At 49.6% G+C, this 13,644-nt stretch carries 13 protein-coding genes; 12 read left to right on the top strand and 1 reads right to left on the bottom strand.

The features are described from left to right. Positions 1–775: 775 nt before the first annotated feature. The 5 genes from V3C10_17860 (at position 776) to V3C10_17840 (ending at position 7,902) form a co-directional block, all read left to right on the top strand. Positions 776–1,990 carry a D-alanyl-D-alanine carboxypeptidase family protein gene (locus tag V3C10_17860; GenBank protein ID WVP61157.1) on the top strand — a complete coding sequence of 405 codons (1,215 nt, stop codon included), beginning with the start codon at positions 776–778 and terminating at the stop codon, positions 1,988–1,990. A gap of 233 nt (positions 1,991–2,223) precedes the next feature. Continuing rightward, positions 2,224–3,612: a PTS mannitol transporter subunit IICBA gene (locus V3C10_17855; protein WVP61156.1), complete on the top strand. Its 1,389-nt coding sequence runs from the start codon at positions 2,224–2,226 to the stop codon at positions 3,610–3,612. A 195-nt stretch (positions 3,613–3,807) separates the two neighbouring features. After that, positions 3,808–5,907, top strand: a complete 2,100-nt coding sequence (locus V3C10_17850; protein ID WVP61155.1) for a BglG family transcription antiterminator — start codon at positions 3,808–3,810, stop codon at positions 5,905–5,907. 165 nt (positions 5,908–6,072) lie between these two features. Beyond that, positions 6,073–6,546 carry a PTS sugar transporter subunit IIA gene (locus V3C10_17845; protein WVP61154.1) on the top strand — a complete coding sequence of 158 codons (474 nt, stop codon included), beginning with the start codon at positions 6,073–6,075 and terminating at the stop codon, positions 6,544–6,546. Positions 6,547–6,639: 93 nt separating this feature from the next. Next, positions 6,640–7,902 (top strand): zinc-binding dehydrogenase, encoded by a 1,263-nt coding sequence (locus V3C10_17840; protein WVP61153.1) that lies wholly within the window; start codon positions 6,640–6,642, stop codon positions 7,900–7,902. A 179-nt stretch (positions 7,903–8,081) separates the two neighbouring features. On the opposite strand, the gene V3C10_17835 is transcribed toward V3C10_17840, so the two are convergent. Next, a complete protein-coding gene (locus tag V3C10_17835) occupies positions 8,082–8,285 on the bottom strand; it encodes a DUF378 domain-containing protein (GenBank protein ID WVP61152.1) in 204 nt (67 codons plus the stop codon). Positions 8,286–8,658: 373 nt separating this feature from the next. Between V3C10_17835 and V3C10_17830 the strand changes: the two genes are divergently transcribed. From V3C10_17830 to V3C10_17800, 7 genes are read left to right on the top strand one after another with little or no spacing between them, the layout of a single operon-like run. Next, on the top strand, positions 8,659–8,883 hold the full coding sequence (locus tag V3C10_17830; protein WVP61151.1) for a hypothetical protein: 225 nt from the start codon (positions 8,659–8,661) through the stop codon (positions 8,881–8,883). A gap of 25 nt (positions 8,884–8,908) precedes the next feature. Then, entirely contained in the window at positions 8,909–9,295 is a 387-nt protein-coding gene (locus V3C10_17825; protein ID WVP61150.1) for a chemotaxis protein CheW, read from the top strand. A gap of 14 nt (positions 9,296–9,309) precedes the next feature. Beyond that, a complete protein-coding gene (locus V3C10_17820) occupies positions 9,310–9,615 on the top strand; it encodes a chemotaxis protein CheW (protein ID WVP61149.1) in 306 nt (101 codons plus the stop codon). Further along, positions 9,587–10,405, top strand: coding sequence for a protein-glutamate O-methyltransferase CheR (locus tag V3C10_17815; protein WVP64652.1), 819 nt, complete (start codon positions 9,587–9,589; stop codon positions 10,403–10,405). Before V3C10_17820 ends, V3C10_17815 begins: the two co-directional genes overlap by 29 nt. An 11-nt stretch (positions 10,406–10,416) precedes the next feature. Next, the gene (locus V3C10_17810) at positions 10,417–11,427 is read left to right on the top strand and encodes a CheB methylesterase domain-containing protein (protein ID WVP61148.1); all 1,011 of its coding nucleotides are present in this window, start codon (positions 10,417–10,419) and stop codon (positions 11,425–11,427) included. Positions 11,428–11,433: 6 nt separating this feature from the next. Continuing rightward, positions 11,434–11,799 (top strand): response regulator, encoded by a 366-nt coding sequence (locus V3C10_17805; GenBank protein WVP61147.1) that lies wholly within the window; start codon positions 11,434–11,436, stop codon positions 11,797–11,799. A gap of 15 nt (positions 11,800–11,814) precedes the next feature. Further along, positions 11,815–13,569: a methyl-accepting chemotaxis protein gene (locus tag V3C10_17800; protein WVP61146.1), complete on the top strand. Its 1,755-nt coding sequence runs from the start codon at positions 11,815–11,817 to the stop codon at positions 13,567–13,569. The last annotated feature ends 75 nt before the right edge of the window (positions 13,570–13,644 follow it).

Genomic DNA, 13,644 nt, shown 5'->3' with positions numbered 1-13,644 from the left:
ATATAGGGAGGAATTCCCCTGAAATTTGGGAAAACGTAGTGGCAGCGACAGTACCTCCCCCTTTGAAGGAATAAGAACAATTCAGCGGCCGCAAGCCGGGGTCCGGGATGGCGAAAACCTTCGCGTCTTCAGTCCCGGGCCATAACCTTCCCGTGGGGAAGTAAGAATATGTTAATGTTGAATCGGTTGTATTCCGCGAGGTGTTTTATGTGAGTGCAGCGCAGCGTAAGTCACAGAAAACCCGAGGGTTGCAGCGCGAAACGGTGATTTTTACCGTTTCTGTGCATCGCGCAGCGTGTTTCTGGCCACAGGGTGGACAGAAGCTAAAAAGATTCCGCAGGGAACCTGGGAGGTCCTTTCTGAACATTGGATATTCTATTGGCCTCTTGATTTCCCCTGTGCCTGTTATTACTGGAAAATTTGAACAGCCAGCATTTATAAAACATCCAAATATGAGAAAGAACCACCTGGGAGTTCATCGGCACTTACCGAGGTTTTTCACGAGGTTAGTACCGTTATGTACTCCAAAGAGCGCAAGCGTTTCCCGGAGGAACTTTTTCTGCCCGGATTCACCACCTGCGACCAAACTCAAACCGGGACTGAAGACTCACAACCTCCCCTTCACCATCCCGCCCCCCGACCTAACGGCGGCGTTCTCATTCCCCCCATAAAATTTTGTCGGAAAGAAAAGAACACTTCCTGTAACACAATGGCATAAGTACATGCATTCTGTCCATATCCTGATTAAAGAAGGAAATAGATGCGGAGAAAAGGTATGAAACGATTAACGGCGGTTATTTTGACGATTATGATGGTCCTGCAGGCGGGGCTTTGCAGCGTGTATGCTTCAGTTCCGGAGATTCCGGCCGCGGCGGCTTCGGCGATGGTCCAGGCTGCGGACGGGCCGGAAATTCAGGCTCCGGAGGCAATTCTCATTGAGGCGTCCACCGGAACGGTGATTTATGAAAAGAATGCCGACGAGGCCAGGAACCCGGCCAGCGTTACGAAGATTATGACGCTGCTTCTGACTTTTGACGCCCTGAAGTCCGGAAAGATTCATCTGGACGACGAAGTTGTCACCAGCGCCCACGCGAAATCCATGGGAGGTTCCCAGGTATTCCTGGAGGAGGGCGAAGTCCAGACCGTGGAGACACTGATCAAGTGCATTGTCATTGCGTCCGGCAACGATGCCAGCGTGGCAATGGCGGAATACATAGGCGGAGATGAGGCCACATTTGTAAAAATGATGAACGAGCGGGCAAAAGGTCTTGGAATGGAAAACGCAAACTTTGAGGACTGCTGCGGACTGACCGATTCCACAACCCATGCAATGTCGGCCCGTGATATAGCGTTAATGTCGAGGGAGCTCATCACAAAATATCCCGAGATATTTAATTACTCTACGATATGGATGGAGAACATTACCCATGTGACAAAACAGGGCACAAAAGAATTCGGTCTTTCCAATACCAACAAACTGCTCAAAATGGCCACCAATTTTGAGGTGACCGGCCTGAAAACGGGTTCGACCTCCCTGGCGAAATACTGCCTGTCGGCAACGGCAAAAAAAGACGGTGTGGAACTTATCGCCGTTATACTTGCAGCCCCCGATTTTAAAGCCAGGTTCGGCGATGCCCTGACACTCTTAAATTACGGTTATGCCAACTGCCGGATGTACCGTGACGAAGATCCGGGCACAGTGCCGCCGGCCACGCTGATAAACGGAATACAGGACACCGTGCAGGGAAGGCTGAACGGAACCTTTTCCTATTTGACGATGAAGGGGGAGGACTTCGGAGGCATTGAAAAAGAATGGGTATTTGAAGAAGAAATCAAAGCTCCCGTGGGCGAGGGCGATATCCTGGGCCGTCTCGTCTACCGGTTAAACGGGCAGGAGCTTGGAAGCGTGGATATCGTAGCGGCGGAGGATGTGAGAAAGGCCAATTTCTTAGATTATCTGAAGCGGGCCGCCTCCAGCTTCTGCGTATAGGGACTGTGCATATAATATACCATTAAAACGAAACAGGGATTTGTCACTGTCAGCCAGATTTTTGGCGCTATTACATAGTGACAAATCCTTGTTTCTTCATGTTGAAATATTTCCCTCAGGGTGGGTATAATAAAACTATCAAAAGGAACGACCGGCCGGTCACTTTTATCAATTTGGAGTTACATGAACGGAAATTGGAAAATAGAACATAAAAGTGGAAAGAGGGTATCAGTATGAAAGAAAAAGTTCAGTTATTTGGACGGTTTTTGAGCGGTATGGTTATGCCGAATATCGGCGCGTTTATCGCATGGGGCTTAATTACGGCATTGTTTATCCCGACGGGCTGGATGCCGAATGAGGCGCTGGCCGCGCTTGTAACGCCAATGTCAACCGTGCTTCTGCCGCTGTTAATTGCCTACACGGGCGGCGCTGCCGTACACGGACAGCGGGGCGGCGTAATCGGCGCCATCGCAACCATGGGCGTAATCGTAGGTTCCGATATTCCAATGTTTATCGGCGCCATGATTGTAGGTCCTCTGGCGGCATGGATTATGAAAAAAATAGACAATGTAATAGAAGGTAAGATTCCGGCAGGTTTTGAGATGCTGGTCAATAACTTCTCACTCGGTATTGTAGGCGCAATCCTGACGCTCCTTACATTAAAGGGCGTTACGCCTCTTGTAGAATCATTAAACGAGGCAATGAGGGCAGGCGTTGGTTTCTTCGTTGACAACAAACTCCTCCCAATGGCAAGTATTTTCATCGAGCCTGCAAAGGTTCTGTTCCTGAACAACGCAATCAACCACGGAATTTTCTCCCCAATGGGAATCCAGCAGGTGGAGGAAACGGGAAAATCCATTTTCTTCCTGCTTGAGGCTAACCCGGGCCCGGGACTCGGCGTGCTGCTGGCATACTGCCTGGCGGGCAAGGGTTCTGCAAAGAGCTCCGCACCGGGCGCCGTAATCATTCATTTCCTCGGCGGTATCCATGAGATTTATTTCCCATATATCCTGATGAATCCGCTTTTACTTCTCTCCGTTATTGCAGGCGGAGCCAGCGGCATCTTTGTAGAGCAGATGCTGGGCGCAGGACTTTCCGCACCGGCTTCACCGGGAAGCATCATTGCAATTCTCGGAATGACCCCGCGCGGCGGCTATATCCCGGTTCTGGCAGGCGTTCTCGTAGCTACGGCGGTATCCTTCTTCATTTCCATGCCGATTCTCAAATTCGCCGGCAAGGATGAGGACCTGGAAGCTTCCAAGAACAAGATGAAAGAAATGAAGAATGCGGCAAAGGGAATTGCCGAAGAGCATAAAACAGCAAATACAGTTGATTCAAAAGATATCAGAAAAATCGTATTTGCCTGTGACGCCGGAATGGGTTCCAGCGCAATGGGAGCAACGGTGCTCAAGAAGAAACTGGCGGCGGCAGGCCTTGGAAATATTGAGGTTATGCATTCACCTGTATCTTCCATCCCGGCTGATGCGCAGATTGTGGTAACGCATCAGGAACTGGGAGAGAGAGCAGGGCACAGCAATCCTGACGCGCAGCTTATCCTTATCACCAATTTCCTGGCCGCGCCGGAATACGATGAGCTGATTCAGGAATTACTGAACCGATAAGGGAAATGCCCCGGAACCGTCACATAGGCGGGGCGGGCGCATATAGAAAATTGTTAAGACAGAAACCGGGTGTGCCTCCACACCCTGTTCTGTCTTTCTATCGTATAAAAACACCGGGCGGGGAAAAGGCCCGGAGGACAAAAGCCGGGTAAGGGCGGTTAAGTGCCGGAAAGCGGGAGAGGGAACGGTAAATATATGGATTTTACACCGAGAATGCAGCAGATACTTCTGCTCATGCTGAATGAAGATAAAGTCATATCCGTCAAAAATCTGGCGGAGCAGATGAACCTGAGCAAGCGCACGGTTCAGAGGGAACTGGAATACCTGGGAAAAGCGCTGAAAGAATATAATGTGACGTTCTGTTCCAAGACGGGGACGGGAGTGTGGCTGGAGGGGGAACCGGAAGACAGGGAGAGGCTGCTCAGGCAGCTGAGCGAAAAGGACACGTTTTACGTCTCGGACAGGACGGAGCGCCGCAAGAGGTTGATCCTGGAAATCCTGAAGGACAAGACGCTGAAAAAGCTTTACTACTACAGTGATCTGTTCGGAGTCAGTGAAGCGACGATCAGCGCGGATCTGGAGGCTGCGGAGGAGTGGTTTGCTCCGTTTAACCTGAAAATCAACCGGAAACCCGGATACGGGATATCCATAGAGGGCAGGGAGAAGGATTTCCGCCTGGCTCTCAGGGCTTTTATCGATGAAAATATCGACACGCGCTTTATCCGGGATATTTATGAGGAAAAAGACCAGGCGCTGTTTGAACTGGTGGAAAATAAAAATGATAAAAACATCTACAAGATTTTAAATAACGACCTCCTGCTGCGGGTCATTGCGTGCATCCAGAGGGTGAAGGACCGAAGACTTTTAAACCTGACCGAGAATTCCTATGTGGGACTCGTCCTGCATGTGACAATCGCGGTAAACAGGATTCTGGGGAAAGAGATACTGGAAGAGAACGAGGCCATGATTAAGTCCCTGCGCGGCGACGAAGATTTCCGCCTGGCGGGCAGAATCGTGGAGGAGCTTCGAAAGGAGTTTAGGATCGAAATCCCGGAGATCGAGGTTGCATACGTCTGTCTTCACATTAAGGGAGCCAAGGTCCAGCAGATAGAGCTGGACGAGGACTCTAAGGCCAGGGTGAGCGGGCAGAGGGAACTTCTGTCGGTGGTAAACGCGATGATTGACCGGTTTGATCCGGCCGTCGCCTGGCAGCTTAAACAGGATGAGGAATTCGTCGTGCAGGGGCTGGCCGCCCATCTGCAGCCGACATTAGTGCGCCTTGCCAACAATATGAAGATTGAGAATCCGCTTCTGGAACAGATAAAGAACGATTATGCCGCCATTTTTGAGCGGTGCCGCGATGTTGCCGGAGTAATTGAAGAGCATTACGGTTTCACGGTACCGGAGCCTGAGATAGGCTATCTGGCCATCCATTTCGGGGCGGCGATGGTGCGCCTGGAAAGCCGGAAGGAAGTAAAAAGAAAAGTGAACATGGGCGTGGTCTGTGCCAGCGGCATTGGAATATCACGCCTGATGTGCTCCAGGATCAACAAGTTTTTCAAGGACCGCATCGAGCTTACGGCATACGGGGTTAACGATCTGAACCCGTTCGCACTGGAGCATACTGATTTCTTTGTATCCACGCTTCCTATCCGGGAGAATGCGGATATCCTTTACGTAAGCCCCCTTCTGACGTCGCAGGAGATGGAGCAGATTGCCGCCAGGGTGCGTGAATACGAACGCATGCCCGTGGCCGGGAAAGAGAATGAGGCGTTTACAAGACAGCTTGAGGAAGTCAATTATATGGCGACCCAGATTAAATCGCTGATCAAACGTTTTAAACGCACAAAGATTGGGACGGCGGCCACATTCGGGGAGCTGCTTTTAAAGGCGGGAGAGGAGCAGACGCCCTACGCGGATCGGCAGACCATGATCGTAGAGGCCTTGAGGAGAAGGGAAACGATGGGCTCCCAGTTCTTCCCGGATTTCTCATTCGCGCTTCTCCACGCGCGGACAGCCGGGGTCACAAAGCCGGTATTTACGGTCTTTGTACCGGATTCGGGAGAATGGTTTACCGCTCCCGATATGAAGGGAATCAGGGCCGCCATCATTATGCTGATGCCGGAGGAAGGCCACACGCAGGAGAACGCGGACATGCTGGGCTATTTAAGCCAGATGCTGGTGGAAGAGGATGAATTCCTGAACGCCATCATAACAAAGGAAGAGGAGAACGTCCGGGATCTGCTGTCGCGGTATCTCAAAAAATACTTTGACCAGTATCTGGACAGAATGTAAAAACGGAAATTTCCGCCTTCAGCTTTTGTCACTATCTGATGATGCCAAATGCATTTTTGTTTCGGTTGAATTATACGGTGTGCCGGGGCTATAATTGAGACATAAAAGGGAACAGAAGAAACACCGGAACGGGAAAACCTGTGGATAATGAGGAGGAATAAGAGAATGTTTGGTTTTGGAAAGAAAAAAGAACAGGCTGAAAAAATTCAGAAACCGGAGCTTTTAGAAAAGAAAAATATCCGTTTAAACTGCAGCCCGATGCCGAAGGATGACGTAATCCGGGCGGTGGGACAGCTCCTTTGCGACAGCGGGTATGTAAACGAAGGATATATCGATGCAATGATAAAAAGGGAACTTTCATTCCCTACCAATATAGGAAACGGAATTGCGCTTCCGCATGGAGTTGAGGAGGCCAAGAAAGAAATTAAACAGTCCGGAATTGCAGTGATGGTATTCCCGGAAGGCACCGACTGGGGAACCGAGAAGGTTAATCTTGTAATCGGAATCGCCGGAGTAGGGGAGGAGCATCTGGAAATCCTCTCAACCATTGCAGAGAAGATGGCGACGCCGGAGGCTGTCGAGGAACTGATTAAGGGCAGCGAGGATGATATCTACGCGGCATTTACAACAAAAGCGTGATGGAATCATTTTCAGAATGATGGAATTTAAAGCTGGTAATCATAGATAATAACAGAAGGATATCAAACAGAACAATCATTGGAGGTTGAAAACATGAAAACAAAAGCAGTGAGAATGTATGGGCTCGACGACTTAAGATTAGAAGAATTTGAATTACCGGAGATAAAGGATGATGAAATCCTTGTAAAGGTAATGAGCGACAGTATCTGCATGTCCACCTACAAGCTGGTTAAGCAGGGTAAAAAACATAAACGCGCTCCGCAGAATATCGATACCAACCCGATTATCGTCGGCCATGAATTTGCCGGAGATATCGTACAGGTCGGAAAGAAATGGCAGGATCAGTTCAAACCGGGACAGAAATTCTCCATCCAGCCGGCCATCAACTATCAGGGAAAACTGGACTCCCCGGGATATTCCTATGAGTTCTGCGGCGGAGCCGCCACATACTGCATTATCCCTCACGAGGTGATGGAGATGGGCTGTCTCTTGAATTACGACGGCGAGAGCTACTTCCAGGCATCCCTCGGAGAGCCGATGAGCTGTATTATCGGCGGATACCATGCCAATTACCACACCAACAAAAAGAATTACGAGCATGCAATGGGAACAAAAGTGGACGGCAATATCTTAATCATGGGAGGCTGCGGCCCGATGGGCCTAGGAGCCGTAAGCTACGGCATCCAGTTTGAAAATAAGCCGAAACGGATTGTTGTAACCGATGTCAACGAGGACAGAATCAACCGTGCAAGAGAAGTGATTTCCGAGGCCCACGCCAGGGAGATGGGCGTGGAACTCCACTATGTAAACACGGCGGCAATGGCAGATCCGATTGCAGAACTTACGGCTATCACGGAAGGCCACGGTTACGATGACGTATTCGTATACGCTCCAATCAGGCAGGTAGCCGAGATGGGAGATAAACTGCTGGCATTTGACGGCTGCATGAACTTCTTTGCAGGCCCGACCGACAGCCAGTTTTCAGCCGAGATTAATCTCTACAACTGCCACTATACAAGCACCCATATCATGGGAACTACAGGCGGCAACACCGATGACCTGATCGAGGCCAACGCCCTTTCCGCAAAAGGCGTGATCGAGCCGGCCGTTATGGTAACCCATGTAGGCGGAATCGACAGCATCGCAGAGGCCACAAAGAACCTTCCATCCATTCCGGGAGGAAAGAAGCTGACCTATACACAGTTTGAGATGCCTCTGACGGCCATTGACGACTTTGCGAAGCTGGGAGAGACGGATCCGCTTTATAAGAAGCTGGATGAGTGCTGCAAGGCCCACAAAGGTCTCTGGAACGCCGAGGCGGAGAAAGTCCTGTTTGAGCATTTCGGAGTAAGATAAGTTTAATATACGGCAGTGAAAAGCATGCTCAGCGGGCTTTTCACTGCCGGCCAACAACGAAAAGCACGCTTCGCGAACTTTTCATTGCCACTCAATAAAAAGAAACAGGACGGCAGATGATTAAAACCTGCCGTCCTGTTCTTTTTTGTAACCATTATATTGTTGTAGATAACAGGGGGTTATTTCTCCTGTGTCACAGGGCCGTAGAAGCCGATGAGATATAATCCGCAGATTCCCACCAGGGCGTAAATGACTTTGGACAGCATAGAAGCGGAACCAAAGAGAAAGGAAACGAGGTTAAAGTTAAAGAACCCGATCAGTCCCCAGTTGATTGCACCAATAATGGCTATGGTGAGAGCAATTACATTTATAGTTTTCTGCATATTCTACCATCCTTTCCTGTATGCGGATTTCTCCGTTTTGCTTATTATTGTCCGAAGAGGAAAAAAATATACGTATCTTCCAGGAAATTTTTAGCAATTGCACAAAAAATTAAAAAAATCAGCCTGATTTTCGGGCAGAAAGCAGAGAATCAGCTTGAAGTAAGATCTCATTTATTGTAAGATAGAACGAGGAGTTATTAAGTTGAAAAATAAGAATCTTACAGTCAAAGGACGTTGCCCTAAACTGCAGGAACATATACCGGGAGGAACTGGGAATTAAAGACTTTATGGTGGGGAGAGGATGAAGGGATTCCGTCAGTTACATCGAAGCAGGTGTCTACAATAGAAACGCTGGCTGACACGGTAAGCGGCCTTGCAGATAAGAAGTGGAGGAGCCGGAGGCAAAGGATTTTCCGTCATTGCGGATAAGACGGCCGAGTCCGTGGAACAAATTACAAAGAATATTACGCGGAAATCCAACATCGTGCAGAGCAATTCGGCTACGGCAGAAGAAAGCGCTGCAGCCAGTGAAGAGCTTTCAGGGCAGGCGGAGAGGCTTAAGAGCCTGGTCAGCACTTTTAAAATAAAACCAAATTAAAGAAATTGTGAAAAGGAGGGGCTTTATGACAAAAACATTTTTGTGTTTTGAATTAGAAGCTGCTCTTTTTTTGATTCCGCTTGAGCTGGTAAAGCATATTCTTCCGGGAAAGACAGACGAAGAAGGTAAGGCTGCCTACGGCGGCAATGAGGTGTGCTTCTTTGATCTGTGCCGTCTGTGGGGAGGAAACGCCGGTGTCTGTGGGAACTATATGATACTCCTGAACCGGGAGGACTGCCTCTACGGATTCCGGGCCGATGAAATCATGGGGATTTTTGAACTGGAATCCGCCGTTCTGAAGGAGATGCCGGAAGAGGTGACGGGCGGGAACGGTTCCCGCCTCAGGAGAGCGGCATATATGGAGAGCCTGGATGCATGGGCGTTTGTCATAGAGCCGGACTTATTTTTATGACGGAGGCAGCGAAGATGGTGGAAGAGAAAAGAGAGATTCTCAGATTATACTCCGGGGAAGGATATGGGGAGGTTTTGATGGAACAGATTGGAAGAATCCTGCCGAAGCCCCGTGTGATTAAAGTACCGGGAGCGCCGGACGGTATTGCGGGCATGATATATTTCCATGGCCGGCTTATCCCTGTAAAATATCTGGATGGAGCGCAGCACAAAGAGGAGTTTGAGTGTGCCGTACTGGTGGTCCGGGAAGACGGCAGTGTCTGCGGCCTGCTGGCAGACGATTTGTCCGGAGGTGAGCGGTTTGATACGGTTTACGGGTAAGGAGTTTGAACTTCTGATAAATTATATGAAGGTACACTACGGAATCGATCTTTCCAAAAAGAGGGTCATTGCGGAGTGCAGGATGAGCCAGGAAATGGAAAAGAACGGAATTACCTCCCTGAAACAATATATGGAGATGATGGAGGCGGACAGAACCGGAAGGATGAGGGCCGCCCTGCTGAACCGCCTTACGACGAATTATACATATTTTATGAGGGAACCGAAACATTTTGAATTTCTTGAGCAGAATATACTTCCCGATATCCGGCCGGAAACAGCGAAGTCTCCGTTCAGAGTCTGGTCTGCCGGCTGCTCCAGCGGGGAAGAGTGCTATACGCTGGCGATGCTGCTTCAAAATTATACCGACGGAGGGGGATTTCTCCCCTCTTTTGAAATCCTGGGCACGGATCTTTCGGAGAGTGTGATAGGGAAGGCAAAAGAAGGACGGTACCCGATCAGTGAACTGGATGTGATACCGCTGTTCTGGCAGCAGAAGTACTGCAGGAAAGAAAAGGACAAAGGCAGTTTCACAATTATCCCGAAGCTCACGGAAAAGGTCAGATTTCAGATTATGAATCTTCTGAGGCCCAATGTGGGGATTGAACGCTTTGATCTGATTCTGTGCCGCAACGTCATGATCTATTTTGACGATGCATCGCGTAAAAAATTAATAGAAAATTTAAACCGGGCGTTGAAACCGGGCGGCTATCTGTTTGTGGGCCATACCGAGCTGCTTCCCAGAGACCAGGAGCTGCTTACTTATGTGCGCCCGGCTGTCTATAGAAAATAGAGGAAATGCGTATGGAAGAAATCAGGGTTGCAATTGTTGCGGAGACCGTAAGGATACAGGAAACGATCAGAAACGCGCTGCAGAGTGGGGGAATATCGGCCTCTGTCTTAAGAGCCGGCGCGTGGCGGAAGGGAATTTCGCCTGCCGCAGAGTACGGTGCGGTTATTCTGGGATGCGAGACCGCGGCATTTTTTGAGAGGGAGTACAAGTCTGTCCATACATTTGGGAAAAAGGAAAACTATATCATCGCCGTCTGCGGGGATGGAGCCGGAGAAGATTTTGCCCGTAAAAGCGGATGTGACTTTCTAACGATGACATCCATGGATACGGAACGGGGAAGAGACCTGTTTGCAAGGGAACTGCTCATCAGGATTAAAGTGGGAAATTCAAAAGCGGGAAGAAATCTGTTGTACGGACGGGAAGATAAAAACAGCCGCTTTTTAGTGGGAATCGGTTCATCGGCCGGAGGGCCCAAGGCGCTTCTCAGAGTTTTAAAAGATTTGCCGGAGGACACCTGCGGGATTCTGCTCGTACAGCATCTGAGCAGGGGATTTGCGAAAAGTTTTGCACAATATTTGGATTTACAGATTAAGATGAAGGTAAAAGAGGCTGAGACGGGAGAGATGGTACAGGACGGGACGGTTTATCTGGCCTCCGACGGCTGCCAGATGAGCGTCGGCAGGAGCGGTATGGGATATGTCGTCAGAAATATTCCGGGAGAGAAAGTAAACGGCTTTGCTCCGTCGGTCAACTATCTATTTTCTTCCCTGGCCGGTGCGGCGGGGGAGAATGCCATGGGAATGATTCTGACCGGTATGGGAGACGACGGAGCAAAAGGCCTGCTGGAAATGAAAAATGCGGGAGCCTATACTGTTGTCCAGGACAGGAGGACGAGTGAAATTTACAATATGCCTTCGGCGGCGTTTGAGCTTGGAGGCGCGCAGAAGCAGCTTCCTTTAGACAGTATGTCCGGAGAAATAAGACGCTTTTGTATACAGATGCGGAGGAAAGGAAGGAGATAAAACCGGATGGAAACAAAGATAATGATTGTAGATGATGCAATGTTTATGAGGATGGTAATTAAAAGGGCGCTTAAAACAGCGGGATATGAGAATTTCACAGAGGTTGGCGATGGAAGAGAGGCGCTGGAACGCTATAAGGAGATCCGGCCGGATCTGGTGCTTCTTGATATCACAATGCCGGAGCGGACCGGTCTGGAGGTCCTTGATGATATCCTGACCGAAGATCCCGGGGCAAGAGTCATCATGTGTTCCGCTCTGGGACAGGAAGCGGTCATTGCCCAGGCAATTCAGAGGGGAGCCAGGGATTTTATCGTAAAACCATTTAAAGATGAGATGCTGGTTCAGATGGTCAAAGCCAATCTGAAGGCATAGGCTTAGAAGAGATATATGGTAAGCCGGGAACGGGGAATGCAGATTGAAAGCTGCATCCGGAACAGCCTGGTGGAAGGGAATAGACAGAAGGAAATGAAAAAGCTGAAGTTTAAGGATCTTAGGATAGGGAATAAATTACTGGTTTCCTATATGTCAATTATTTTGCTGTATATTGTTACGGTTACGGCGGCTCTGTTTGGAATTACAGAGACCTCCAGGACCCTGGATACGTTCTATAAGAAGGCGTTCGCCATATCGTACACGGCTCAGGATATGAAGTCCTCCGTCCAGGGAATCGGAAGATGCATACTCGATGTGGCCACAAAAGTTACGGAGCAGGAAAAGATAGAAAAAATAAAAGAAGCCAGAGAAATGGAGTCAGTGCTGCTGAGAGGATATGATTATCTGGCGGAAAATCTGGAAAGTGATGAACTTCTTGTGGGCCTGAAGGAACAGATGGACAAGATTAATCCCATCAGAACGGAAGCAATCGGACTCATCGAGGCAAGCCGCTATGAGGAGGCGATTGCTCTTTATGATAACGAGTATGAGCCCAATACCAAGGTGGAGAGGGAGTATCTCCAGAAAATAGCGGACAAATCCCTGGAACGGGCACAGAGATACCTGGAAGACGGGCATGATGTAAAACGGCAGATGAACAGCATTATCACGGGACTTGCTGCAATTGTCCTCATGATTTCCACCTTCCTTTGGATCCGCATCACAAGAGGGATAACAGGCCCGGTAAAGGAAATACAGGAGGCAGCCAGACAGATGGCAGAGGGGAATCTGGAGGCATGCATTTCTTATGAATCGGGGGACGAATTAGGCGCCCTGTCGGACAGTATGAGAGAGACCCTGGGGACGCTAAAGACTTACGTATACGAAATAGAGAAGGGATTATATGCCATTGGAAACGGCAGGCTTACCTATCATTCTGAGATTACATATAAAGGTGATTTTATCGCGATTGGTCTGGCTATGGAGCAGATTACGGAACTTTTAAACAGGGCGATTCTGCAGATTGCCAATACGTCCGAGCAGGTGGCGGCCGGTTCCGAGCAGGTGGCGGGCAGTGCGCAGATGTTGTCCCAGGGCTCTGTGGAACAGGCAGCCGTGATGCAGGAGCTGGCGGCCAGCATCAATGAGATTTCTGATAAGGTAAAACACAATGCCGATGATGCCGTGAGGGCCAGCCGGAAGGTCGAAGAGGTGAACGGAATCGTCGCCGGGGGAGACCGGCAGAAGGCGGCCATGCTGGAGGCAATCAGAGATATCAGTGAGAATTCAAAGACAATTGGAAAGATTGTGAAAGAGATTAAGGATATTGCGTTCCAAACCAATCTGCTGTCGCTGAATGCCTCAGTGGAGGCAGCCAGGGCTGGGGAAGCGGGACGCGGATTTGCAGTTGTCGCCGCCGAGGTGCGCAACCTGGCTGCTAAGACGGGAGAGGCGTCCAGAATGATGGCGGAACTGGCGGCTCAGACCGGGGATAAAGTGGACAAGGGCGCAGGCGCGGCAGGTAAGACGGCGGAAGCCTTTGACCGGGTGGTGCATGGAACCGGAGAAATCCTGACCATGATTGACCGCATTTCAGATGCCTCCGTGCAGCAGGCGGATTCGGTACTTCAGATCAGGGAAAGTATCGAGCAGGTGATTTCAATCGTGCAGGATAACTCTGCGACGGCTGAGGAGAGCGCCGCAGCCAGTGAGGAATTGTCGGCGCAGGCCCAGATTATGAAACAGCTTGTGGAGGAATTTGAATTATAGAAAGTTTAATTTTCGCAATAAAAGAAAGGTATCTGCCTTTCAGGGATATTTTCCATGGGAGGCAAAGAAAAGAGG

Source organism: [Clostridium] symbiosum (assembly GCA_036419695.1).
GTDB classification, from domain to species: Bacteria; Bacillota; Clostridia; order Lachnospirales; family Lachnospiraceae; genus Otoolea; species Otoolea symbiosa_A.
The sequence above is the reverse complement of the archived record's forward strand: the minus strand, read 5'-3'. Positions and strand labels throughout refer to the sequence as shown.

What these genes read in the sequence shown, in the direction of transcription:
- V3C10_17835 (WVP61152.1), bottom strand. Translation starts at nt 8,285, where the DNA reads ATGCAGAAAACTATAAATGTAATTGCTCTCACCATAGCCATTATTGGT.
- V3C10_17840 (WVP61153.1), top strand. Translation starts at nt 6,640, where the DNA reads ATGAAAACAAAAGCAGTGAGAATGTATGGGCTCGACGACTTAAGATTA.
- V3C10_17855 (WVP61156.1), top strand. Translation starts at nt 2,224, where the DNA reads ATGAAAGAAAAAGTTCAGTTATTTGGACGGTTTTTGAGCGGTATGGTT.
- V3C10_17850 (WVP61155.1), top strand. Translation starts at nt 3,808, where the DNA reads ATGGATTTTACACCGAGAATGCAGCAGATACTTCTGCTCATGCTGAAT.
- V3C10_17820 (WVP61149.1), top strand. Translation starts at nt 9,310, where the DNA reads ATGGTGGAAGAGAAAAGAGAGATTCTCAGATTATACTCCGGGGAAGGA.
- V3C10_17800 (WVP61146.1), top strand. Translation starts at nt 11,815, where the DNA reads ATGGTAAGCCGGGAACGGGGAATGCAGATTGAAAGCTGCATCCGGAAC.
- V3C10_17805 (WVP61147.1), top strand. Translation starts at nt 11,434, where the DNA reads ATGGAAACAAAGATAATGATTGTAGATGATGCAATGTTTATGAGGATG.
- V3C10_17845 (WVP61154.1), top strand. Translation starts at nt 6,073, where the DNA reads ATGTTTGGTTTTGGAAAGAAAAAAGAACAGGCTGAAAAAATTCAGAAA.
- V3C10_17860 (WVP61157.1), top strand. Translation starts at nt 776, where the DNA reads ATGAAACGATTAACGGCGGTTATTTTGACGATTATGATGGTCCTGCAG.
- V3C10_17825 (WVP61150.1), top strand. Translation starts at nt 8,909, where the DNA reads ATGACAAAAACATTTTTGTGTTTTGAATTAGAAGCTGCTCTTTTTTTG.
- V3C10_17810 (WVP61148.1), top strand. Translation starts at nt 10,417, where the DNA reads ATGGAAGAAATCAGGGTTGCAATTGTTGCGGAGACCGTAAGGATACAG.